This window comes from Streptomyces canus, from assembly GCF_001514145.1.
GTDB classification, from domain to species: Bacteria; Actinomycetota; Actinomycetes; order Streptomycetales; family Streptomycetaceae; genus Streptomyces; species Streptomyces canus.
This window is the reverse complement of sequence record NZ_KQ948659.1, coordinates 299,348-321,623: the sequence shown is the minus strand read 5'-3', so window position 1 is coordinate 321,623 and position 22,276 is coordinate 299,348. Positions and strand designations below refer to the sequence as shown.

Here is a 22,276-nt window from a genome sequence, read left to right as displayed (position 1 = left end):
TCGACGTACAACCAACGGTCAGGTCTTCTTCGCCGACTCGGCCTCGTCGGTCACCTCACGGGACTCGGCCTCGGCCTCGGCCTCGCCGGAGTCGGTCTCGGCCTTCTCGACACCGTCGGCCTTCTCAGGGTCTTCGGTCTCACCGTCGGCGGCGTCGGCACCCGGCTCGACGACTTCCTCGCGGCCGGGACGCTTCTTCGCCGACAGCACGAAGTACGTCACCGCGAGCACGAACACGACGATCGCGGTCCAGACGTTGAGCCGGACCCCGAGGATGTGGTGGGCGTCGTCGATGCGCATGTACTCGATCCAGCCGCGCCCCGTGCAGTAAGCGGCGACGTACAGCGCGAAGGCCCGTCCGTGTCCCAGCTTGAAGCGGCGGTCGGCCCAGATGACGAGGAGCGCGACGCCGACGCACCACAGCGACTCGTACAGGAACGTCGGGTGGTAGTAGCCCGGCACCCGGCCGTCCGTGGAGGACGTGATGTGCAGGGCCCACGGCAGGTCGGTCGGCTTGCCGTACAGCTCCTGGTTGAACCAGTTGCCCCAGCGGCCGATCGCCTGCGCGAGGGCGATACCGGGGGCGAGGGCGTCGGCCCAGGCGGGCAGCGGGATGCCCCGGCGACGGCAGCCGATCCACGCGCCCACCGCGCCGAGCGCGATCGCACCCCAGATGCCGAGGCCGCCCTCCCAGATCTTGAAGGCGTCCACCCAGTCACGGCCCTCGCTGAAGTACAGCTCGTAGTCCGTGATCACGTGGTAGAGGCGGCCGCCGAGCAGTCCGAACGGCACGGCCCAGACCGCGATGTCGGCCACCGTGCCGACCCGTCCGCCGCGGGCGATCCAGCGCTTGTTGCCGAGCCAGACGGCAACGAAGACGCCGATGATGATGCAGAACGCATAGCCACGCAGCGGGATGGGACCGAGGTGAATCACCCCGCGCGACGGGCTGGGAATGTAGGCAAGTTCCATGGCAGGGTCGACGCTACCCTGCCGGGCCGGGCCCACGGCGGGCGGCCCGGCAACGGGTCCATAACAGGCGGGTGAGAGAACCCGCCCTCCGGCTTACTCTCTGGGGGCCTCTCCGTCACCCCTTGGCAGCCGCCTCCACCTGCTGCTTCAGCTTCGCCGGCGTCATCGTCCGGTCCTGGTAGATGTTCTTGCCGTCGAGCAGCACCGTCGGGGTGCCGGAGAACCCGCCGTTGCGGAAGGCGGCCGCGGACTTGTCCACCCAGGTGTTGTGGGTGCCCTTCTCGACACAGGTGCGGAACGCGGGGGTGTCGAGCCCGTCGACCTTCTTCGCCAGTTCGAGGAGTTTCCCGTTCTCGGCGTAGTCGTCGCTGGTCTCCTCGGGCTGGTTCTCGTAGAGCACGTCGTGGTACGCCGGGAACTTCCCGGCGTCCTGGGCGCAGGCCGCGGCATTGGCCGCGTTGCGGGAGCCGGTGCCGCCCATGTTGCCGTCGATGATCGTCGCCAGGTGGTACTCGACCTTGAGCTTGCCGGACCCGGTGAGCTCGTGGATCGTCGGGCGGTACGCCGCCTCGAAGGCCTTGCAGGCCGGGCAGCGGAAGTCCTCCCAGACGACGAGCGTCGACTTGGCGCCCTCCTGGCCGACCGGGACGGCGAGGCTGTCCTGGCCGTTGGCCCCCGAGGGCGCCACGACCGGGCCCGAGGCCTTGTCCTTGCCGGAGTTCGCCGCGATGACGCCGATCACCGCCGCGAGACCCAGGACGCACACCACGCTCGCGCCCACGATCAGCACCCGTCGCCGCTTGTCCGCGGTCTTCTGCTTCGCGCGCTCCTCCGCCAGCCGCTCCCGGGCGGTGCGCTTTCCCTCACGGTTCTTCTCGCTCACACCCGCAGAACGAACCGGGGAGGCGCACCGCGCCTCCCCGGCCCCAGGACCACCCCTTCGAGTGACCGAATATCTCATTACGCCATGACGGACCGCGGCTGGGTCACGCCTGGCGGCGCACGCCCTTCGCCAGTTCGCCCGCGAGTGCGCGGACGCCCTCCACTCCGGCCTTGTCGTCCGGCGCGTCGAGCATCCGCTTCACGAAGGCCGAGCCGACGATCACGCCGTCGGCGAAGCCGGCCACCTCGGCGGCCTGCGCGGCGTTGGAGACGCCGAGCCCGACGCAGACCGGCAGGTCGGTACCGGCACCGGCGGCCCGGGTCCGTTCGACCAGGTCCTGGGCCTGCGCCCCGACCGACTCACGGGTACCCGTGACGCCCATCAGGGAGGCGGCGTAGACGAATCCGCTGCCGGCCGCGGTGATCTCGCCGAGCCGCGCGTCCTTGCTGCTGGGCGCGACCACGAAGACCGTCGCGAGCGCGTGCTTCTCGGCGTGCTCCCTCCACAGCGCCGACTCCTGCACCGGCAGGTCGGGCAGGATGCAGCCCGCGCCGCCCGCCTCGGCGAGCTCGGCCGTGAAGCGCTCCACGCCGTAGCGGTCGATGGGGTTCCAGTACGTCATCACGAGCACCGGCTTCCCGGTGGCCTCGTAGGTCTCCTTGACCGTCCGCATGACGTCCGCGATCTTGACGCCGCCGCGCAGGGCGATGTCGTCGGCGGTCTGGATGACGGGGCCGTCGAGGACGGGGTCGCTGTGCGGCAGACCCACCTCGACGACATCGGCACCGCCGTCGAACGCGGCCTTGATCGCCTCGATCCCGCCGTCCACGGTCGGGAACCCGGCCGGGAGGTAGGCGATGAGCGCGGCGCGGCCCTCGGCCCTGGCACCGGCGAGGGTGTCGGACAGCAGCTGAATGTTCCCGCTCACTTGGCGTCCCCCTCGATCTCGGCGGTGTCGGCGTCCTGGTCGGCGGCGACCTGGGCGTCGGTGTCGTACAGGTCGAAGTACCGGGCGGCGGTGTCCATGTCCTTGTCGCCGCGGCCGGACAGGTTGACGACGATCAGTCCGTCCTTGCCGAGCTCCCTGCCGACCTCCAGAGCACCGGCCAGCGCGTGGGCGCTCTCGATGGCCGGGATGATGCCCTCGGTGCGCGAGAGCAGGCGCAGGGCCTGCATCGCCGCGTCGTCGGTGACCGCGCGGTACTCGCCGCGGCCGCTGTCCTTGAGGTAGGAGTGCTCGGGGCCGATGCCCGGGTAGTCCAGACCGGCCGAGATGGAGTACGGCTCGGTGATCTGGCCCTCCTCGTCCTGGAGGACGTAGGAGCGGGAGCCGTGCAGGATGCCGGGCTCGCCCGCGGTGAGGGTCGCCGCGTGTTCGCCGGTCTCCACGCCGTGCCCGGCGGGCTCGCACCCGATGAGGCGTACGGCGGTGTCCGGGATGAAGGCGTGGAACAGACCGATGGCGTTCGAACCGCCGCCGACGCAGGCGATGGCCGCGTCGGGGAGACGGCCGGCGCGCTCCAGGAGCTGGCGGCGGGCCTCGACGCCGATCACGCGGTGGAAGTCGCGGACCATGGCCGGGAACGGGTGCGGTCCGGCGACCGTGCCGAACAGGTAGTGCGTGTGGTCGACGTTGGCGACCCAGTCGCGGAAGGCCTCGTTGATCGCGTCCTTGAGCGTGCGGCTGCCGGACTTCACGGCGATGACCTCGGCGCCGAGCATGCGCATCCGGGCCACGTTGAGGGCCTGGCGCTGGGTGTCGATCTCGCCCATGTAGATGGTGCATTCGAGACCGAACAGCGCGCAGGCGGTGGCCGTGGCGACGCCGTGCTGACCGGCGCCCGTCTCCGCGATCACTCGGGTCTTGCCCATGCGCCTGGTGAGCAGGGCCTGTCCGAGGACGTTGTTGATCTTGTGGGAGCCGGTGTGGTTGAGGTCTTCCCGCTTCAGGAAGATCCGGGCGCCGCCCGCCTCCGCGGCGAAACGGGGGACCTCGGTGAGCGAACTCGGGCGGCCGGTGTAGTGGACCAGCAGGTCGTCGAGCTCACGGGCGAACTCGGGGTCGTGCTTGGCCTTGTCGTACTCGACGGCCACCTCGTCCACGGCGGCGACGAGGGCCTCCGGGATGAACTTGCCGCCGAACGCGCCGAAGTAGCCTTCGGCGCTGGGGATCTGACCCTCGGGGTCGGGGATGAAGAACTCGCTGGGCATGCGGAAACCTCACGGTGAGTTTGTGTTGGGCACTCATCGCCGTGGGGGCAGGGATTATCAGTTGGCTGCGGGACCTTTGTGGCTGGTCGCGCAGTTCCCCGCGCCCCTGACGGGGCGCTGCCATCGCATGCCGTTTACCTGCCCCGGCTCATCACCGATCACGTACCGCACCCGGCGGCCATGCACCCGGCGTGCGGGCGCGCGGCAACCACGGGGGCGGCAGCCGCGCGCGAGGCGGGCGTACCTGTCCGTGGTTGTCGTCGCGAGAGTCATCGGGGCAAGCCTAGCGAAAGATCAGCCGCGCCCGTGCCGCAGGGCCGGATGCTCGCCCGCCGCCACCAGGTCGGAGACCGCCGTCTTCGGGTCCTTGCCGGTGACCAGGGACTCGCCGACCAGGACCGCGTCGGCGCCGGCGTTGGCGTACGCGATCAGGTCGTGCGGGCCGCGGACGCCGGACTCGGCGATCTTGACGAGGTGGGCCGGGATCTCGGGGGCGACGCGCTCGAAGGTGCCGCGGTCGACCTCGAGGGTTTTGAGGTTACGCGCGTTGACGCCGATGATCTTCGCGCCGGCGTCCACCGCGCGCTCGACCTCGTCCTCGTCGTGGACCTCCACGAGCGGGGTGAGCCCGATGGACTCGGCGCGCTCGATGAGGGACTCCAGGGCGGGCTGCTCCAGGGCCGCGACGATGAGCAGCACGAGGTCGGCGCCGTAGGCCCGGGCCTCCCAGAGCTGGTACGACGTGACGATGAAGTCCTTGCGCAGGACCGGGATGTCCACGCGCGCGCGGACGGCCTCCAGGTCGGCCAGCGAGCCGCCGAAGCGGCGCTGTTCGGTGAGGACGGAGATGACGGCGGCGCCGCCCGCCTCGTAGTCCGCGGCCAGGCCCGCCGGGTCGGCGATCGCGGCCAGCGCGCCCTTGGAGGGGCTGGAGCGCTTGACCTCGCAGATGACCTTGACGCCGTCACCGCGCAGGGCGGCCACGCCGTCCTTGGCCGCGGGAGCCTTCGCCGCGCGCTCCTTGAGCTCGTCGAGGCTGACGCGCGCCTGCCGTTCCGCGAGGTCGGCACGGACTCCGTCGATGATCTCGTCGAGCACACTCACGCGAGCGGCCCCCTTCCAGACGGTCGGCAGTTCCGGCGACTGATGAAAACAAGTGGTCACTGCGATGGTATCCGCAGGAGGGCGTAGGCCTCGCATCCGGTTGACGCCGGTCCCTCCCCCGCCCTCGAACAAGCTTCGCATGCTCGGGCGGGAGGCGCCCCATACTGGCCGTTCATCAGTTGATCAAGGATGAAGCCAGCCACCGAACGGCAGGTTCCGGACAACCGTGAAGACCAGCAGCAATGCCCCCAGTGTCCACAGGTGCACCGGCCCGAGACCGAGCCGCAGCGGTCGGCCGCGCGCCGCGCGGACCACCCAGACGGTCCACAGCACGGCGAAGCCCAGATAGCCCACAACGGCCATCGCGTTGTCCTGGAGGGCGGCCAGGAAGTCACCGTGGATGAACGCGTGCGCGCTGCGCAGACCGCCGCAGCCGGGGCAGTAGAGGCCGGTGATCTGGTAGAGCGGGCAGACGGGGTAGTGGCCGGGCTGGTTGGGGTCCACGGTCCCCACGTACGCGAAGGCCCCAGCGACGGCCGCCAGGATTCCGCCCGGGACGGCGAGCCCGCTGAGTCGGGGTGCGCGCTGGGTGTCGGCGTTCACGCCTTGCATTGTGCCCTGTAGGGCCCCGGCACGCGTGAGGGGCGGCCCCGGCGCTCCCGCCGGGCTGCCCCTCCACGAGGTTCTCCGCGTGTCAGCTCTTGGCCTCGGCCGTCTCACGCTGCTGCGAGGTGGCGAGCGGCTTGTGGGCGTCCTTGGGCATGCCCATCCCCATCGCGCTCATGATCCAGCCGACGACACCACCGATGACCACGATCGCCATTCCGGCCCAGAAGCCCGCCGGCTGGGCCATCACCATGAAGGCGCCCGCGACGCAGAAACCGATGAAGACGATAGTGACACCGGTCCAGGCGGCCGGGGTGTGACCGTGGCTGCTGCCCGCCATTGCTTGCTCCTAGGTGCTGAAGTACGTGACTGAGCCGGACGCTCGAAGTCATTGTCCCGCACGCGAGGGCACAAGGTGATCCGGGGTCGCGCTTTGCGGGCGACCGCTACGCCCCCGTCGGGTCCTCTCCCCGGTCGAGGGCCTTCCAGATGTCCTCGGGCCGGTCGGGATCCACAACGGGCGCCTTGCGCCGCACCCGAGGCGCCCCGTCCCTCTCGTACCGTCCGGACATGGCGGGCCACGACCGCCCGTAGCGCAGCGCGAGCAACCCGGCGAGCAGGATCAGCACACCCCCCACTGCCGCGACGTACGGCCAGGCGGTGTGGGAGAGAGCGGCGACCGTCGCCGAGGTGTCGCCGGAGGCCTGGGCCGCCTGCTCGTCCAGCGCGGACGCGTCACTCGCCCCGAACAGCGCCGCGGCGACGATCCCCGCGCCGGAGAGCGCGAGCAGCGCGGCGACCAGGAAGCGCCCGGCCTTGCGGACGGCGAAGACGGCGACGAGCGCGGCAAGGCCCACTATGGCCAGGGCGGCGGGGACGCCCGTGACGTCACTGCCCTTGGCGGTCAGGGGAAAGGCGCCGCCTGCCACGGTCGCGGTGCCCTCCGACCACTGCTGTCGGGTGGCCAGCAGCGCCACGGCGGCGCCGAGCGCGCCGCACAGCAGCGCGACGGCGAGACTCAGACGTCCGGCCCTGGCGGGTCCGGCGGCTTCGGAACGGGGGTGAGGTACAGCAGTCACGTACCCCACTATCACCCGAACCCCGGGCGAACGGGCACCCGGGGTTCCGTGAGAAGCGCCCCATTCCTCGGTGAAGACCCCTACTTGCCGAGCCGGTTCGCCGTGTGGACCGCCCGCAGCACCGCCGCCGCCTTGTTGCGGCACTCCGTGTCCTCGGCGACCGGGTCGGAGTCGGCGACGATGCCGGCGCCGGCCTGGACGTAGGCCGTGCCGCCGCGGAGGAGGGCAGTACGGATGGCGATCGCGGTGTCGGAGTCGCCCGCGAAGTCGAGGTAGCCGACGCAGCCGCCGTACAACCCGCGCCGGGACGGCTCGAGTTCGTCGATGATCTGCATCGCGCGGGGCTTGGGGGCGCCGGAGAGGGTGCCCGCGGGGAAGCAGGCGGTCAGGACGTCGAAGGCGGTGCGGCCCTGCGCGACCTTGCCGGTGACCGTCGAGACGATGTGCATCACATGGGAGTACCGCTCGACGGACATGAAGTCGACGACCTCCACGGAGCCCGGCTCGCAGACGCGCCCCAGGTCGTTGCGGCCGAGGTCCACCAGCATCAGGTGCTCGGCGCGCTCCTTCGGGTCGGCGAGGAGCTCGTCGGCGAGGGCCTGGTCCTCCTGGGGGGTCGCCCCGCGCCACCGGGTGCCGGCGATGGGGTGGACCATGGCGTGCCCGTCCTCGACCTTGACCAGCGCCTCGGGGGACGAGCCCACGACGTCGAAACCGTCGAAGCGGAACAGGTACATGTACGGCGACGGGTTCGTGGCCCTCAGGACGCGGTAGACGTCCAACGCGCTTGCCGTGCACGGCGTCTCGAAGCGCTGGGAGGGGACGACCTGGAAGGCCTCCCCGGCCCGGATGCGCTCCTTGATGTCCTCGACGGCCTCCTGGAAGTCGGGGCCGCCCCAGAGCGCGGTGTACTCCGGCAGTTCGGAGGGCGGCAGGACCGCCGGGGGCTGGGCCACCGCGCGGGACAGGTCCGCCTCCATGGCGTCCAGGCGGGCCACCGCGTCCGTGTAGGCCTCGTCCACGCCGGTGTCGAGGTCGTTGTGGTTGATCGCGTTGGCGATCAGCAGGACCGAGCCCTCCCAGTGGTCCATGACGGCGAGATCGCTGGTCAGGAGCATGGTCAGTTCAGGGAGCTGCAGGTCGTCGCGCTCGCCGGGGCCGATCTTCTCCAGGCGGCGGACGATGTCGTAGCCGAGGTAGCCGACCATGCCGCCGGTGAAGGGCGGCAGGCCCTCCTGGTGCGGGGTGTGCAGGGCCTCGATGGTGGCGCGCAGGGCGGCGAGCGGGTCGCCGTCGACGGGGACGCCGACCGGCGGGGTGCCGAGCCAGTGGGCCTGGCCGTCACGTGCCGTCAGGGTCGCGGCCGAGCGCACGCCCACGAAGGAGTAGCGGGACCACGAGCGGCCGTTCTCCGCGGACTCCAGCAGGAAGGTGCCGGGGCGCTCGGCGGCGAGCTTGCGGTAGAGGGCGACCGGGGTGTCGCCGTCGGCCAGGAGCTTGCGCGTGACGGGGATGACACGGCGGTCGGTGGCCAGCTTGCGGAAGGTCTCGAGGTCCATGGCGGCTGACCTTACTGATCCGAGGCGGCGGCACCGGAATCGACGCCGTCCTTGAGGAGCACGTCCGCGTCGAAGCAGGTGCGCGCGCCGGTGTGGCAGGCGGCACCGACCTGGTCGACCTTGACCAGCACGGTGTCGGCGTCGCAGTCCAGGGCGACGGACTTGACCCACTGGAAGTGGCCGGAGGTGTCGCCCTTGACCCAGTACTCCCCGCGGCTGCGCGACCAGTAGGTGCAGCGGCCGGTGGTCAGCGTGCGGTGCAGCGCCTCGTCGTCCATCCAGCCGAGCATGAGCACCTCACCGGTGTCGTACTGCTGGGCAATGGCGGGGACGAGCCCGTCGGCGCTGCGCTTGAGACGCGCGGCGATCTCCGGGTCGAGGCTGCTGGGTGGGGGCGTGCTGGTCATGGTTGCCATTGTGCCGCGCGCCACCGACAAGTCCGGCGCCGTGTCCACTGGGCGGACCCGTCGGGCGGCCGTAGGCTGACTGCATGTCGACTTTCGCCAAGCGTGAACGACTTCTCCTCGCCGACCTGTTGGAGGCCGAGGGTCCGGACGCCCCCACTCTCTGCGAGGGCTGGCTCACCCGTGATCTCGCGGCGCACGTGGTGGTGCGCGAGCGCCGTCCGGACGCCGCCGGCGGCCTGCTGATCAAGCAGCTCGCGTCCCGCCTGGACCGGGTGATGACCGAGTTCTCCGAGAAGCCCTACGAAGAGCTGATCCAGCTCATCCGTACCGGCCCGCCGCGCTTCTCGCCGTTCCAGCTCAAGCAGGTCGAGGAGCTGTCGAACACGGTCGAGTTCTACGTCCACACCGAGGACGTCCGCCGGGCCCGCCCCGACTGGGCGCCGCGCGAGCTGGACTCCGTCTTCCAGGACGCCCTGTGGACCCGTCTGGAGCGCACCGCCCGGCTGATGGGCCGCAGCGTCCCCACCGGCCTGGTACTGCGCCGCCCGGACGGCCAGACGGCGGTCGCCCACCGCGGCACCCCGGTCGTCACGGTGACCGGTGAGCCGTCGGAGCTGCTGCTGTTCCTGTACGGCCGGCAGAGCGCGGCCAAGGTGGAGCTGGACGGCGACAAGGAGGCGATCGCCAAGCTGCACGAGGCGAAGGAGCTCGGGATCTGAGGTCACTTCGGGAGCTCGGCGCGGCGCAGGTTCCGTGCGCGCCGTCTCCACGACCTGGGCTCAGTCCGCCAAGGGCGTCACCGCACCGGATGCCCCGCCCTCCGCAGCGTCTCCTTCACCTCGCCGATCCGCAGATCACCGAAGTGGAACACCGAGGCCGCCAGCACCGCGTCCGCGCCCGCCCCGATCGCCGGCGGAAAGTGGTCCAGTTTGCCCGCGCCGCCTGAGGCGATCAGCGGCACCGTCACGTGCTTGCGGACGGCCTCGATCATCTCCAGGTCGTAGCCGTCCTTGGTGCCGTCCGCGTCCATCGAGTTGAGCAGGATCTCGCCGGCGCCCAGTTCGGCGGCCCGGTGGGCCCACTCGACGGCGTCGATGCCGGTACCGCGACGACCGCCGTGGGTGGTGACCTCGAAGGTCCCGTCCGCGGTGCGTCGCGCGTCCACCGACAGCACCAGCACCTGCCGGCCGAACCGCTCGGCGATCTCCTTGATCAGCTCGGGGCGCGCGATGGCCGCGGTGTTCACCCCGACCTTGTCCGCCCCCGCCCGAAGCAGCTTGTCCACGTCCTCGGCCGTGCGCACACCGCCGCCCACCGTCAGCGGGATGAACACCTGCTCGGCGGTGCGGCGCACCACGTCGTACGTCGTCTCACGGTTGCCCGACGAGGCGGTGATGTCCAGGAACGTCAGCTCGTCGGCGCCCTCGGCGTCGTACACCTTGGCCATCTCGACGGGGTCGCCCGCGTCGCGCAGGTTCTGGAAGTTGACGCCCTTGACGACCCGGCCGTTGTCCACGTCCAGGCAGGGGATGACTCGTACGGCCAGCGTCATGCGGACACTCCTCGGAACGCCTCCACCTCGACCTCGACGACCAGACTCGGGTCCACGAAGCCGGAGACGATGATCATGGACGCGGCGGGCCGGACGGCGTCGAACAGCTCCTTGTGAGCCCGTCCGACCTCCTCCACGTCCCGGGCGTGGGTGATGTACATGCGCGTCCGCACGACGTCCTCGCGGCCGAGCCCCAACTGCCCCAGCGCCGCGAACGCGACGTCGAAGGCGTTGACCGTCTGCTCGAACGGGTCGCCCGCGACGATCTCGCCGTCCACCACCGAGGTGCAGCCGGAGACCAGCACGAGGCCGTTCGGCAGTTCCACCGCGCGGGAGTACCCGAAGGTCTCCTCCCAGGGCCCGCCGGTCGTGACACGTCGTACGTCGCTCACTTGGCCACCGCCTCCAAGGCCTCTTCCAGGGTGAACGCCTTCGCGTACAGGGCCTTCCCGACGATGGAGCCCTCGACGCCGAGGGGCACCAGCTCGGCGATGGCCCGCAGGTCGTCCAGCGAGGACACGCCGCCGGAGGCCACCACCGGGCGGTCGGTCGCCGCGCACACCGTGCGCAGCAGCTCCAGGTTCGGGCCCTGGAGCGTGCCGTCCTTGGCGATGTCGGTGACGACGTAGCGGGCGCAGCCCTCGGAGTTGAGCCGCTCCAGCGTCTCGTACAGGTCGCCGCCGTCGCGGGTCCAGCCGCGGCCCTTCAGGGTCGTGCCCCGGACGTCCAGACCCACCGCGATCCTGTCGCCGTGCTCGGCGATGACCTTGGCGACCCACTCCGGGCTCTCCAGGGCGGCGGTGCCGAGATTCACCCGGGTGCAGCCGGTGGCGAGGGCGGCCGCCAGCGAGGCGTCGTCCCTGATGCCACCCGACAGCTCCACCTTGATGTCCATCGCCTCGGTGACCTGCCGGACCAGCTCACGGTTGTCGCCGGTGCCGAACGCCGCGTCCAGGTCGACCAGGTGCAGCCACTCGGCACCCGACCGCTGCCAGGACAGCGCGGCCTCCAGCGGGGAGCCGTACGAGGTCTCCGTGCCGGACTCGCCGTGGACGAGCCGGACGGCCTGGCCGTCGCGGACGTCGACGGCGGGAAGGAGTTCGAGCTTGCTCACAGTGTTCCGATCCAGTTGGTGAGGAGCTGGGCACCGGCGTCGCCGGACTTCTCGGGGTGGAACTGCGTGGCCCACAGCGCGCCGTTCTCCACGGCGGCCACGAAGGGCTTGCCGTGCGTCGACCAGGTGACCTTGGGGGCCGCCATCGCCGTGTTGTGCGTCTCCAGCGACCAGTCGTGGACGGCGTAGGAGTGCACGAAGTAGAAGCGGGCGTCGGCGTCCAGGCCCGCGAACAGCTGGGAGCCGGCCGCCGCGTCGACGGTGTTCCAGCCCATGTGGGGCACGATGTCGGCCTTCAGCGGCTCGACCGAGCCGGGCCATTCGTCGAGGCCCTCGGTCTGCACCCCGTGCTCGATGCCCCGGGCGAAGAGGATCTGCATGCCGACGCAGATGCCCATGACCGGGCGCCCGCCGGACAGCCGGCGGTCGATGATCCAGTCGCCGCGGGCCTCGTGCAGGCCCTTCATGCAGGCGGCGAAGGCGCCGACGCCCGGCACCAGCAGACCGTCGGCGTTCATGGCCTTGTCGTAGTCACGCGTTATCTCGACGTCGGCTCCCGCGCGCGCGAGGGCGCGCTCGGCGGACCTCACGTTGCCGAAGCCGTAGTCGAACACGACCACTCGCTTGGTTGCGCTCAATTCCACACCTCCAGCCTCACGACGCCCGCGACCAGACACATCGCGGCGCCGATGGAGAGCAGCACGATCAGGCTCTTCGGCATGTCCTGCTTGACGAAGGAGTAGATGCCGCCGGCCAGGAAGAGGCCGACGACGATCAGGAGGGTCGAGAGGCCGGTCACAGCGCGCCCTTCGTGGAGGGGAGGATGCCGGCCGCGCGCGGGTCCCGCTCACTGGCGTACCTGAGGGCCCGGGCCAGCGCCTTGAACTGGCACTCCACGATGTGGTGCGCGTTGCGCCCGTACGGCACGTGCACGTGCAGGGCGATCTGCGCCTGGGCGACGAAGGACTCCAGGATGTGCCGGGTCATCGTGGTGTCGTACTCGCCGATCATCGGCGCCATGTTCTCGGGCTCGGTGTGCACGAGGTACGGGCGGCCGGAGAGGTCGACGGTGACCTGGGCGAGGGACTCGTCCAGCGGGACCGTGCAGTTGCCGAAGCGGTAGATGCCCACCTTGTCGCCGAGCGCCTGCTTGAAGGCGGCGCCGAGCGCGAGGGCGGTGTCCTCGATGGTGTGGTGGGAGTCGATGTGCAGGTCGCCCTCGGTCTTCACGGTGAGGTCGAAAAGACCGTGCCGGCCGAGCTGGTCGAGCATGTGGTCGTAGAAGCCGACGCCCGTCGACACCTCGACCTTCCCGGACCCGTCGAGATCGATCTCGACCAGGACCGAGGTCTCCTTGGTCACTCGTTCCACACGTCCTACGCGGCTCATGTGCTCTGCTCCTTCGGGGGTGTGGGGGTGTCCCCCACAAGACACTGCAACTCACGTACCGCGTCGAGGAACGCGTCGTTCTCCTCCGGGGTTCCGGCGCTGACCCGCAGCCACCCCGGGATGCCGTTGTCCCGGACCAGGACACCCCGGTCGAGGATCTTCTGCCAGACCGCGTGCGAGCCCCCTGGCCCGTCGAACCGCCCGAACTGCACGAAGTTCGCGTCCGACTCCACCACCTCGAAGCCGATCGCGCGCAGCTCGCTCACCAGCCGGTCCCGCTCGGCCTTCAGCTGCTCGACGTACTTCAGGAGGGTGTCGGTGTGCTCCAGGGCGGCCAGCGCGGTCGCCTGTGTGACGGCCGACAGGTGGTAGGGCAGCCGTACAAGCTGTACGGCGTCCACGACCGCCGGGTGCGCGGCGAGGTAGCCGAGGCGCAGGCCCGCGGCCCCGAACGCCTTCGACATGGTCCGCGAGACGACGAGATTCGGCCGTCCTTCGAGCAGCGGCAGCAGCGAGTCGCCGTGGCTGAACTCGATGTACGCCTCGTCGACCACCACCATCGAGGGCTTCGCCGCCTGCGCGGCCTCGTACAGCGCGAGGACCGTCTCGGGCGGGACCGCGTTTCCCGTGGGGTTGTTGGGGGTCGTGATGAACACGACGTCCGGCTTGTTCTCGGCGACGGCCTTCTCTGCGGCGGCGAGGTCGATCGTGAAGTCCTCGCCCCGGGGACCGGAGATCCAGCCCGTGCCGGTGCCGCGCGCGATGAGGGCGTGCATCGAGTACGACGGCTCGAAACCGATCGCCGTACGGCCCGGTCCGCCGAAGGTCTGCAGCAGCTGCTGGATGACCTCGTTGGAGCCGTTCGCCGCCCAGACGTTGGCGAGGCCGACCTCGTGTCCCGAGGTGTCGGTGAGGTACTTGGCAAGCTGGGTCCGCAGCTCGACCGCGTTGCGGTCCGGGTAGCGGTTGAGATCGCGGGCGGCCTCGCGGACGCGCTCGGCGATGCGCTCGACCAGCGGCTCGGGCAGCGGGTAGGGGTTCTCGTTGGTGTTCAGCCGTACGGGGACGTCCAACTGGGGCGCGCCGTAGGGGGACTTGCCGCGCAGCTCGTCCCGTACGGGAAGATCGTCGATTCCGAAGTTCACTTGCTCGTCGGCACCTTCCACCCGAACCGGGCCTTGATCGCCGCCCCGTGGGCGGGCAGGTCCTCCGCCTCCGCCAGCGTCACCACGTGGTGCGCCACGTCCGCGAGCGCGTCCTTCGTGTAGTCGACGATGTGGATGCCCCTCAGGAAGGACTGCACGGACAGTCCGGAGGAGTGGCAGGCACAGCCACCGGTGGGGAGCACGTGGTTGGACCCGGCGCAGTAGTCGCCGAGCGAGACCGGCGCCCAGGGCCCGATGAAAATCGCGCCCGCGTTGCGCACCCGGTCGGCGACCGCGGCGGCGTCGGCCGTCTGGATCTCCAGGTGCTCGGCGCCGTACGCGTCGACGACCCTGAGACCCTCGTCGATGCCGTCGACGAGGACGATCGCGGACTGCCTGCCCTTCAGGGCGGGCACGATCCGGTCCTCGATGTGCTTGGTGGCCGCGACCTGCGGCTCCAGCTCCTTCTCGACCGCGTCCGCGAGCTCCACGGAGTCGGTGACCAGGACGGCGGCGGCCAGCGGGTCGTGCTCGGCCTGGCTGATCAGGTCGGAGGCCACGTGCACCGGATCGGCCGAGGAGTCCGCCAGGACCGCGATCTCGGTCGGTCCGGCCTCGGCGTCGATGCCGATCTTGCCCGTGAAGTAGCGCTTGGCCGCGGCGACCCAGATGTTGCCGGGGCCGGTGACCATGGGGGCGGGCGGGCAGGACTCGGTGCCGTACGCGAACATGGCGACGGCGGTCGCGCCGCCGGCGGCGTAGACCTCGTCGACGCCGAGCAGCGCGCACGCGGCGAGGATCGTCGGGTGCGGGAGCCCGCCGAACTCGGCCTGGGCGGGCGAGGCGAGCGCGATGGACTCCACTCCCGCCTCCTGCGCGGGCACCACGTTCATGATCACGGAGGACGGGTAGACCGACCGGCCACCGGGCGCGTACAGCCCGACCCGGTCGACCGGCACCCATTTCTCGGTGACGGAACCGCCGGGCACGACCTGGGTCGTGCGGGTCGTACGGCGCTGCTCGCGGTGGACGAGACGGGCGCGGCGGATGGACTCCTCCAGGGCCGCGCGCACGGCGGGGTCGAGCTCTTCGAGCGCCTTGTCCAGAGCGGCCGCCGGCACCCGTACCGACTCCAGCCGCACCCCGTCGAACTTCTCCGCGAAGTCGATCAGCGCCGCGTCGCCCCGATGATGCACGGCCTCGCAGATCGGACGCACCTTCTCCAGGGCGGCCTGAACGTCGAAGTCGGCTCGGGGCAGCAGGTCGCGCAGGGCGGGGCCCTCGGGGAGGGCGTCGCCGCGCAGATCGATTCGGGAGATCACGTCGTCAATTCTCTCAGACCCTCCTCAGGGCCCGTTCGCGCATTCCAATGGCTGATACGCAACCCGGAAGATCGCCCTCACGTCTAGCGTTCAGTGGGTTACTCAGCAGGCATGAACAGTTGTACGAATCACAAGTGACCGAGGGGCTGGAAGAAGCGTGAGCGAGGGGGCCGGGATCCGGGACGGAGACCTGCCGGACGATCTGACCGCCGCGGAAGCCGGTATGTGGCAGGCCTTCCGCAACGGCACCGTGTACGACCTGACCAGCGGCGACACCGTCGTCGACGACCCGCACGGCGGGCACCCCTGGGGTCCCGAGCGGACGGTACGCGCGCGTATCGTCTGCTGGCTGCTCCTGGACGGTCCGCCCGCGCTCGCCGGCCGGGTCCCGTCCCTGAAGCTCACCGGCGTGCAGATCAGCGGCACCCTGGACCTCGCCGGCGGCACGGTCGAGCCGTACCTGGAGATGAAGGGCTGCCGCTTCGAGCGGGAGATCCTGCTGCCGGAGGCCCGCTTCACCACCGCGCGGTTCGTGGACTGCTCGGTGCCGCGCCTGGAGGCCGCCAGGGTGCACACGGAGGGCGATCTGCATCTGCCGCGCTGCCGTTTCCACAACGGCGTGCGGCTGACCGACGCGCACATCGGCACGGATCTGCTGATGAACCAGGCGATCGTCTACCGCGACCGCAGCGGCCGTTCGATCGCCGCCGACGGCATGACCGTGGGCCAGGACCTGCAGGCCGAACTCCTGGAGTCGCACGGCGAGCTGAGCCTGCGCAGCGCCACCATCGGCGTCTCGCTGAGCCTGCGTGGCGCCAGGCTGACCAACCCGTACACCCGGCTCGCGCTGAACGCCCCGCAGCTGACCGTGGAGCGCACGCTGTACCTGACGCCGGCGGGCGTCGGCGCCTCCATGCTGAGCGGGGCGACCCCCGCGCGCGGGACGCGGATCCAGCGCTTCGAGTGCCAGGGCGGGGTGCGGCTGGACGACGGGCGGTTCGGGGACGCGGTCGACCTGGAGCGGGCCCGCTTCATCTTCACGGAGGAGCAGGAGCTGTCGCTGCGCCGGGTCCAGGCCCCGGAGCTGCGCTTCCTGGGCGAGAAACCCCAGCGCGGCAAGGTGGTCCTCTCGGGAGCGCGGGTCGGCAACCTCGTGGACCGGGCGAGCGCCTGGCCGGGGCCGGGCAACCTCCACATGGGCGGCTTCGTCTACGAGAACCTCGTACCGCACGGCCCCTTCCCGCTGGCCGAGCGGCTGGAGTGGGTGGCGGCCGCGACCGCCGAGTACAACCCGGAGCCGTACGAGAGGCTCGCGGCCGTGCTGCGGGCCGGTGGCGAGGACGAGGACGCGCGCGAGGTCCTGCTCGCCAAGCAGCGCAGGCGCCGCGAGAGCCTGCCGCTGGCCGCCAAGCTGTGGGGGTACGTGCAGGACTGGACGGTCGCCTACGGGTACCGGCCCGGCCGGGCCGCCGTATGGATGGCGGTGCTGTGGGCGGCGGGTTCCGTGGCGTTCGCACACGCGAGCCATCCGCCGCTCAAGGGCGGCGACCATCCGGTCTGGAATCCCGCCCTCTTCGCCCTCGATCTCCTGCTCCCGGTGATCGACCTGGGACAGGTCGGTTTCTGGCAGTTGCGCGGCGGCTGGCAATGGCTGGCGGCCGCGATGGTCCTCCTCGGCTGGATCCTGGCGACCACCGTGGCGGCCGGGGCCACGAGGCTGTTGCGGCGGAATTAGGGAGATCCGTGGTGCGGAAGGTGAACGAAGGTCACGTCTTTACCGCGCCTTGACCGTCCGCCGTACAACTTTCCGCGAGTTGCACGTGCGCACTGGCGCAGGGTTGACCCGCGGACTTTCAATGGTCGGCACCATGGCTCTGCTGCCCCCCTTCATCCGCGCGTCACGGATCCCCCCATACCACCTCACCGGCGGACTGCCCGCCGACGACGAGGTGCTGCTCGACATGCCCGACGACCGGCTCGGGCCGGCGCTGGTGGCGGCCGGGCAGGGCGGGTACGGGCGCGCGGCCGAGCTGCTCGTCGCGACCCGCGAGAGCGCCGCCTGGGAGCTGCGCGACCGGTACGTCCGGCGGCTCTCCGCCTTCGCCCGCTCGCGCCCCGAGTGGTACGACGCCTGGCGCGCCGAGGCCCCGCACGACCCGGACCAGCTGCTGCTGGGCGCCCAGCTCGCGGTGGACCGCGTCTGGGACTCGCCGGCCCGGGCGGAGCTGCTGCGCGAGGTGAGCCAGCCGATCACGGCCGCGGCGCGCGCCGAGGACCGCGACCCGGTGCCGTGGCGTATCGCGCTGGACCACGCGCGCGGCTCGCAGGCGGGGCACACCTACTTCGGGGAGTTGTGGGAGGCGGCCCTCAGGCGCGCCCCGCTCCACTACGGCTGCCATGTCGCCGCTCTGCGCTATCTGGCGACCTCCTGGCGCGGCTCGTACCGCGAGTGTTTCGACTTCGCCGACCGGGCCGCGCAGGACGCCCCGCCCGGCTCTCTCATCCAGGCGCTGCCCGCACGGGCGGCCCTCGCCTGTCTGACCGAGGGCGATGGCACCGCGGTGCCGCGCGAGCGGCTGGACGCGGCGGCGGACCGGGCGATCGAACTGTCCGCCACGTTCGCGGCAGCCGATCTCTGGCCGGCCGAGGTCCGCAACAAGCTGGTGTACGTCCTGGTGCGCCTGGGCCGCTGGACCGACGCGCTGGAGCAGCTGCGCATGATCGGCCCGTACGCGACCTCGTTCCCCTGGGGCCGGGAGTCCGAGGACCCGCTGGGCCGCTTCCTGGAGGTCCGCGAGGAGGTCCGGCGGCACGCCCTGATCCATCCACGGAGTGAGCACCGGGGACGCGTCCGCTCCGCAGGCCATTAGGCTTTGGCGCCGTGACCACCGTGCGGCTCCCGCTCTTCCCCCTGAACTCGGTACTGTTCCCGGGGCTCGTGCTTCCTCTCAACGTCTTCGAGGAGCGCTATCGCGCCATGATGCGCGAACTGCTGAAGACGCCCGAGGAGGAACCGCGCCGGTTCGCCGTCGTGACGATCCGCGACGGCCACGAGGTGGCGCCCAGCGCACCCGGCCTGCCGGACCAGACGGCCGTGCCCGAGCGCGGCCCCGCGGCCGGTTTCGGCGACGACCCGGTCAAGGCGTTCCACGCGGTGGGCTGCGTGGCGGACGCGGCGACGGTACGGGAGCGGGCGGACGGCACGTTCGAGGTGCTGGCGACGGGCACGACCCGGGTTCGCCTGCTGTCCGTCGACGCGTCGGGCCCGTATCTGACGGCTGAACTGGAGGAGTTGCCGGAGGAGGCGGGCGACGAGTCCGGTCCCTTGGCGGAAGGAGTCCTGCGGGCCTTCCTCCAGTACCAGAAGCGCCTGGCGGGGGCCAGGGAACGCACCCTGTCGTCCGGCACGGACCTCCCGGACGAACCGTCCGTGGTGTCGTACCTGGTGGCGGCGGCGATGATGCTGGACACCCCCACGAAGCAGCGACTGCTCCAGGCCCCCGACACCGCGTCACGGCTCCGGGACGAACTGAAACTCCTGCGCGCGGAGACGGCGATCATCCGTAATCTTCCGTCGTTGCCGGCGTCGGAACTGACGCTCGGCCCGACGAGTCTGAACTGAGGCCGGGAACCGCCAGATGCCGAAGAAGTCGAAGAAGCCGCAGTCCGGAGGCACCCCCGCGACGGTGGCACTGACCGCGGCAGGCGTGCCCTTCACCGTGCACGCCTACGACCACGACCCCTCCCACCCCTCCTACGGCGAGGAGGCGGCCGAGGCGATGGGCGTCTCCCCCGACCGCGTCTTCAAGACGCTGGTGGCGGACGTGGACGGGGCCCTCACGGTGGCGGTGGTCCCGGTGGCGGGCTCACTGGACCTGAAGGCCCTGGCGACGGCGGCGGGCGGCAAACGGGCGGCGATGGCGGATCCGGCCCTCGCCGAACGCACCACGGGCTACGTCCGCGGCGGCATCTCTCCCCTGGGCCAGCGCAAGAAGCTCCCCACGGTCCTCGACGCCTCTGCCGCCACCCACGCCACGATCTGCGTCTCGGCCGGCCGCCGGGGCCTCGAGGTGGAACTGGCGCCGACCGACCTGGCCGACCTCACGAAAGCGGTCCTGGCGCCCATCGCCCGCGCGTGACCCCTCGACGGGCCCCTCTTCCTCGGTTAAGCAGAAGGGGCATGTCGAAGAAAACACGGAAACGCAAATGGCGCACCAAGAAGGGCCGCTCGAACCACGGCAGGCGGCCTGCGTAGGACCGCGACGGGTTCGAAGTCCCCCTACTGCGCGGGCGCTCCGTACCCGTCCTTGGGGACCGCGTCCCCATATATGGGCTCGGGGTCCCGGGGCCCGAACAACGCGGTCAGTCCCAGGTGCACGACCAGCGCGGCCAGCGACCAGGCCAGCAACGCCCCCTTCGCCCCGAGCTTCAGGGGCGCGGAGAACGTGACGCCCTTGCCCACGGCCTTCGCATGGGCGAGCACGTCCGACGACGGACCGAGCCACGTCCCCACCCGCCACGCGAGCAAGGACCCCAGCACCCCTCCGACGGCCAGCCCCACCACCAACGGCACCCCGCCCCGCCGCCGCCAGAGGAACACCACAAGCGCGCTCACGAAGCCGAAGGCGAGCGCCAGCAGGGTGAACGTCCCGTCCACCCCCACCGCCTGCTCCCCCTCGGTGTCCTTGAGATAGACGGCCCAGCTGCCCTGCTCGTCCACATCCCCGACCAGCGGCACATGCGGCGCCAGCCACCACCACAGCACCCCGAGCAACGCCCCGAGGACCGCCACGGCGACCGTGACGACCACGGCCTCCAGCAGCTCGGTCTTCATGCCGGGCCCGTCCTGCCCGTACCGGGCTTCGGCGGGAGCCGGGTACCGGGCATCAGGGGCCTGCCACGGATTGTGCGAGGAGGGTTCGTGGGGCGGCGGAGGAGGAGTCAACGGTGCGGTCACCCTGACATCGTGCCAGGCCCGCCTGTGCGGCGCGTCACCGGACGGCCGCCCGGCGATAGGCCCAGGTGGCGACGGCCAGCGAGACCACGCCCACGCACCCGCACACGGCGAGGTCACCGAGCACGAAGGCCCAGTCGGGATGCGGCCCGAAGGTACGTGCGAACGCCTCGACGCCGTAGGTCGAGGGCAACAGGTCCCGCGTGAACCGCACCGCCTCGGGCATCCGCTCGGCGGGCAGCACCCCGAGCAGCAGCGCGGCGGACATCCCGAGCTGTCCCAGCAGGGTGGCCAGTTCCGGCCGGGGCGCGAGCAGCCCGAGCGCGGCGCCCAGCCCCGCCAGGGCCGCACCGGCCAGCGGGATCACCGCCACGAGGACCCACAGATGGGCCAGCGGAAGCCCGAACAGCACGCACCCGAACACAGCGGTCACCACCGTCCCGGGCACGGTGAAGGAGGCGTACGCCCCCGCGGCGCCGAGCACCACGGCGGCCGGCGGCACCGGCAGGGTGGCGTAGTGATCCAGCCCGCCGCTCGCCCTCAGCTGGCCGAAATACTGGGCGAGCAGATTGAGCGCGACGAAGGCGACGACCAGCACGGACGCCCCGGCGACCACGGACCGGGCCTCGCCCCCGCCGTCCACGACGCCCCGCATCAGGATCATGATGCCGATCGACTGGAAGGTCGCCACGAACAGCAGCGGGATGCGTGCGACCCGGGCGCGGGACAGCTGCGCCCGGTACACGGCCGCCAGCGACGGCCACAGCCGCGCGCGCGGCCCGAGCTCGGCGGCCCCGCCCCGGCCCGTCTCCTCGACGGCCGGCGCGCCGCCCGGCAGAACCTCGGCGGGTACGACACTCACGTGGCTCTGCTCCTCTTCGCTCCGGCGGTCGCCCTGTGACGTACGGATACGGCCGTCCGCGTACTCAAAGTGCTCAAGCCCTCACCAGCCCCTGCCGCGCGGCCCCGCCCAGCGCGAGGTACACGTCCTCCAGGCTGGGTGTGGCGAGCGTGAAGTCGTCCAGCGCGGCGAACGCGGCCCCGCCGGTGACGGTGGCCACGACCGCGCGGGCCTCCTCGGGCGCGAGCCGCAGCGTCCAGCGGCGCCCGGAGGCCACCGCACGGTCCTGCAGCGCGGCGACCTCGGGCACGTGCAGCGGGGCCGCCTCGCGCCACACGAGGTCCACGCGGACCTCGCCCGCGACCTGTTCCTTGAGGCCGGTAGGCGTGTCGCAGGCGATCACCCGGCCCTGGTCGAGGACGGCGACCCGGTCCAGGACCGTCTCCGCCTCGATGACGTTGTGGGTGACGAGCAGTACGGTCGTGCCCCGCTCGGCCCGCCGCCGGTCCACGGCGGACCACACCGCGCGCCGCGCCACGGGATCCATCGCGGTGGTCGGCTCGTCGAGCACGAGCAGCGGCCGCTCTCCCACGAGCGCCGACGCGAAGCACGCGAGCCGCCGCTGCCCGCCGGACAGCCTCCTCAGCGGCCGCCCGGCGATCGGCGTGAGCCCTAGCTCCTCGAGTACGGCGTCCCGCTCGGCCCGCGCCCGTCGCACCTCCAGGCCGCGCAGCCGCCCGGTGGTCTCGGCGGCGAGCGAGACGGTGAGTTCGTCGAGGGCGGTGGACTCCTGGCCGAGGTAGGCGAGGATCCGCGAGGCCCGGTCCGGGTGGCGCACGATGTCGTGCCCGAGGATCTCGACGCTGCCGCGGTCGGGCCGCATCAGCCCGGTCAGCTGCCGTACGAGCGTGGTCTTCCCGGCGCCGTTCGGCCCGAGCAGTCCGAAGATCTCACCCCGCCGGATGTCCAGCCCCACGTCGTCGGTGGCCCGCACCTCGGGTGTCCCCGGGGCCCCGCGGCGCCCGCGCACCGCGGGATAGGTCTTGGTCAGCCCGCGCACCGCACACACGACATCACCACCGTGCCGAAGTGCCTGTGCCGCGCGCGTACTCACAAAGGACGAGACTACGGGGTCGGG

Annotated in this window: 27 protein-coding genes; 5 read left to right on the top strand and 22 right to left on the bottom strand. The window is 71.5% G+C overall.

Features of this window, described 5'->3' with window-relative positions:
• Window positions 1-18: 18 nt before the first annotated feature.
• From lgt to hisI, 11 genes are all read right to left on the bottom strand, one after another.
• Entirely contained in the window at window positions 19-972 is a 954-nt protein-coding gene (lgt, locus tag AQJ46_RS15100; RefSeq protein WP_059206067.1) for a prolipoprotein diacylglyceryl transferase, read from the bottom strand.
• 115 nt (window positions 973-1,087) lie between these two features.
• Window positions 1,088-1,855: a DsbA family protein gene (locus AQJ46_RS15095; protein WP_059206066.1), complete on the bottom strand. Its 768-nt coding sequence runs from the start codon at window positions 1,853-1,855 to the stop codon at window positions 1,088-1,090.
• A gap of 103 nt (window positions 1,856-1,958) precedes the next feature.
• Window positions 1,959-2,783 (bottom strand): tryptophan synthase subunit alpha, encoded by an 825-nt coding sequence (gene trpA / locus AQJ46_RS15090; protein WP_059206065.1) that lies wholly within the window; start codon window positions 2,781-2,783, stop codon window positions 1,959-1,961.
• Window positions 2,780-4,066, bottom strand: a complete 1,287-nt coding sequence (trpB, locus tag AQJ46_RS15085; protein ID WP_059206064.1) for a tryptophan synthase subunit beta — start codon at window positions 4,064-4,066, stop codon at window positions 2,780-2,782. The genes trpA and trpB overlap by 4 nt, the downstream gene beginning before the upstream one ends.
• 57 nt (window positions 4,067-4,123) lie before the next feature.
• Complete coding sequence (gene trpM / locus AQJ46_RS59030) at window positions 4,124-4,339, bottom strand: tryptophan biosynthesis modulator TrpM (protein WP_079072279.1); 216 nt, start codon at window positions 4,337-4,339, stop codon at window positions 4,124-4,126.
• Between the two features lie 21 nt (window positions 4,340-4,360).
• On the bottom strand, window positions 4,361-5,170 hold the full coding sequence (gene trpC, locus AQJ46_RS15080) for an indole-3-glycerol phosphate synthase TrpC (RefSeq protein ID WP_057618470.1): 810 nt from the start codon (window positions 5,168-5,170) through the stop codon (window positions 4,361-4,363).
• A 183-nt stretch (window positions 5,171-5,353) separates the two neighbouring features.
• On the bottom strand, window positions 5,354-5,782 hold the full coding sequence (locus AQJ46_RS15075) for a DUF2752 domain-containing protein (protein WP_059206063.1): 429 nt from the start codon (window positions 5,780-5,782) through the stop codon (window positions 5,354-5,356).
• A gap of 82 nt (window positions 5,783-5,864) precedes the next feature.
• Window positions 5,865-6,116, bottom strand: coding sequence for an HGxxPAAW family protein (locus AQJ46_RS15070; protein WP_059206062.1), 252 nt, complete (start codon window positions 6,114-6,116; stop codon window positions 5,865-5,867).
• A gap of 106 nt (window positions 6,117-6,222) precedes the next feature.
• Window positions 6,223-6,864: a TIGR02234 family membrane protein gene (locus AQJ46_RS15065; RefSeq protein ID WP_059206350.1), complete on the bottom strand. Its 642-nt coding sequence runs from the start codon at window positions 6,862-6,864 to the stop codon at window positions 6,223-6,225.
• 71 nt (window positions 6,865-6,935) lie between these two features.
• Window positions 6,936-8,414, bottom strand: a complete 1,479-nt coding sequence (locus AQJ46_RS15060) for an anthranilate synthase component I (RefSeq protein ID WP_059206061.1) — start codon at window positions 8,412-8,414, stop codon at window positions 6,936-6,938.
• Between the two features lie 11 nt (window positions 8,415-8,425).
• The gene (hisI, locus tag AQJ46_RS15055; RefSeq protein ID WP_059206060.1) at window positions 8,426-8,821 is read right to left on the bottom strand and encodes a phosphoribosyl-AMP cyclohydrolase; all 396 of its coding nucleotides are present in this window, start codon (window positions 8,819-8,821) and stop codon (window positions 8,426-8,428) included.
• A gap of 83 nt (window positions 8,822-8,904) precedes the next feature.
• Here hisI and AQJ46_RS15050 point away from each other — a divergent pair, with 83 nt between their 5' ends.
• Window positions 8,905-9,540 carry a TIGR03085 family metal-binding protein gene (locus AQJ46_RS15050; RefSeq protein ID WP_057618474.1) on the top strand — a complete coding sequence of 212 codons (636 nt, stop codon included), beginning with the start codon at window positions 8,905-8,907 and terminating at the stop codon, window positions 9,538-9,540.
• A gap of 77 nt (window positions 9,541-9,617) precedes the next feature.
• Here the strand turns inward: AQJ46_RS15050 and hisF are convergent, their stop codons facing one another.
• From hisF to hisD, 8 genes are read right to left on the bottom strand one after another with little or no spacing between them, the layout of a single operon-like run.
• Window positions 9,618-10,373 carry an imidazole glycerol phosphate synthase subunit HisF gene (gene hisF, locus AQJ46_RS15045; RefSeq protein WP_059206059.1) on the bottom strand — a complete coding sequence of 252 codons (756 nt, stop codon included), beginning with the start codon at window positions 10,371-10,373 and terminating at the stop codon, window positions 9,618-9,620.
• A complete protein-coding gene (locus AQJ46_RS15040; RefSeq protein WP_059206058.1) occupies window positions 10,370-10,765 on the bottom strand; it encodes a RidA family protein in 396 nt (131 codons plus the stop codon). Before AQJ46_RS15040 ends, hisF begins: the two co-directional genes overlap by 4 nt.
• On the bottom strand, window positions 10,762-11,487 hold the full coding sequence (priA, locus tag AQJ46_RS15035) for a bifunctional 1-(5-phosphoribosyl)-5-((5-phosphoribosylamino)methylideneamino)imidazole-4-carboxamide isomerase/phosphoribosylanthranilate isomerase PriA (RefSeq protein ID WP_057618479.1): 726 nt from the start codon (window positions 11,485-11,487) through the stop codon (window positions 10,762-10,764). The genes AQJ46_RS15040 and priA overlap by 4 nt, the downstream gene beginning before the upstream one ends.
• Window positions 11,484-12,125: an imidazole glycerol phosphate synthase subunit HisH gene (gene hisH, locus AQJ46_RS15030; RefSeq protein ID WP_059206057.1), complete on the bottom strand. Its 642-nt coding sequence runs from the start codon at window positions 12,123-12,125 to the stop codon at window positions 11,484-11,486. The genes priA and hisH overlap by 4 nt, the downstream gene beginning before the upstream one ends.
• Window positions 12,122-12,286: a hypothetical protein gene (locus AQJ46_RS56210; protein ID WP_057618481.1), complete on the bottom strand. Its 165-nt coding sequence runs from the start codon at window positions 12,284-12,286 to the stop codon at window positions 12,122-12,124. Before AQJ46_RS56210 ends, hisH begins: the two co-directional genes overlap by 4 nt.
• A complete protein-coding gene (gene hisB / locus AQJ46_RS15020; RefSeq protein ID WP_007381383.1) occupies window positions 12,283-12,876 on the bottom strand; it encodes an imidazoleglycerol-phosphate dehydratase HisB in 594 nt (197 codons plus the stop codon). Before hisB ends, AQJ46_RS56210 begins: the two co-directional genes overlap by 4 nt.
• Window positions 12,873-14,021 carry a histidinol-phosphate transaminase gene (locus AQJ46_RS15015; RefSeq protein WP_059206056.1) on the bottom strand — a complete coding sequence of 383 codons (1,149 nt, stop codon included), beginning with the start codon at window positions 14,019-14,021 and terminating at the stop codon, window positions 12,873-12,875. The genes hisB and AQJ46_RS15015 overlap by 4 nt, the downstream gene beginning before the upstream one ends.
• The gene (gene hisD, locus AQJ46_RS15010) at window positions 14,018-15,343 is read right to left on the bottom strand and encodes a histidinol dehydrogenase (RefSeq protein ID WP_059206055.1); all 1,326 of its coding nucleotides are present in this window, start codon (window positions 15,341-15,343) and stop codon (window positions 14,018-14,020) included. Before hisD ends, AQJ46_RS15015 begins: the two co-directional genes overlap by 4 nt.
• Before the next feature lie 157 nt (window positions 15,344-15,500).
• Here hisD and AQJ46_RS15005 point away from each other — a divergent pair, with 157 nt between their 5' ends.
• From AQJ46_RS15005 to ybaK, 4 genes are all read left to right on the top strand, one after another.
• On the top strand, window positions 15,501-17,078 hold the full coding sequence (locus AQJ46_RS15005; RefSeq protein ID WP_059206054.1) for a hypothetical protein: 1,578 nt from the start codon (window positions 15,501-15,503) through the stop codon (window positions 17,076-17,078).
• Window positions 17,079-17,199: 121 nt separating this feature from the next.
• Window positions 17,200-18,213, top strand: a complete 1,014-nt coding sequence (locus AQJ46_RS15000; protein WP_059206053.1) for a hypothetical protein — start codon at window positions 17,200-17,202, stop codon at window positions 18,211-18,213.
• An 11-nt stretch (window positions 18,214-18,224) separates the two neighbouring features.
• Complete coding sequence (locus AQJ46_RS14995) at window positions 18,225-18,965, top strand: LON peptidase substrate-binding domain-containing protein (RefSeq protein ID WP_059206052.1); 741 nt, start codon at window positions 18,225-18,227, stop codon at window positions 18,963-18,965.
• A 16-nt stretch (window positions 18,966-18,981) separates the two neighbouring features.
• Window positions 18,982-19,482, top strand: coding sequence for a Cys-tRNA(Pro) deacylase (ybaK, locus tag AQJ46_RS14990; RefSeq protein ID WP_059206051.1), 501 nt, complete (start codon window positions 18,982-18,984; stop codon window positions 19,480-19,482).
• A gap of 140 nt (window positions 19,483-19,622) precedes the next feature.
• On the opposite strand, the gene AQJ46_RS14985 is transcribed toward ybaK, so the two are convergent.
• The 3 genes from AQJ46_RS14985 to AQJ46_RS14975 form a co-directional block, all read right to left on the bottom strand.
• Window positions 19,623-20,300 (bottom strand): DUF2567 domain-containing protein, encoded by a 678-nt coding sequence (locus tag AQJ46_RS14985; RefSeq protein WP_079072277.1) that lies wholly within the window; start codon window positions 20,298-20,300, stop codon window positions 19,623-19,625.
• Window positions 20,301-20,334: 34 nt separating this feature from the next.
• Window positions 20,335-21,159, bottom strand: coding sequence for an ABC transporter permease (locus AQJ46_RS14980; RefSeq protein ID WP_059206049.1), 825 nt, complete (start codon window positions 21,157-21,159; stop codon window positions 20,335-20,337).
• Window positions 21,160-21,232: 73 nt separating this feature from the next.
• Window positions 21,233-22,207 carry an ABC transporter ATP-binding protein gene (locus AQJ46_RS14975; RefSeq protein ID WP_057618490.1) on the bottom strand — a complete coding sequence of 325 codons (975 nt, stop codon included), beginning with the start codon at window positions 22,205-22,207 and terminating at the stop codon, window positions 21,233-21,235.
• Window positions 22,208-22,276: the final 69 nt, after the last annotated feature.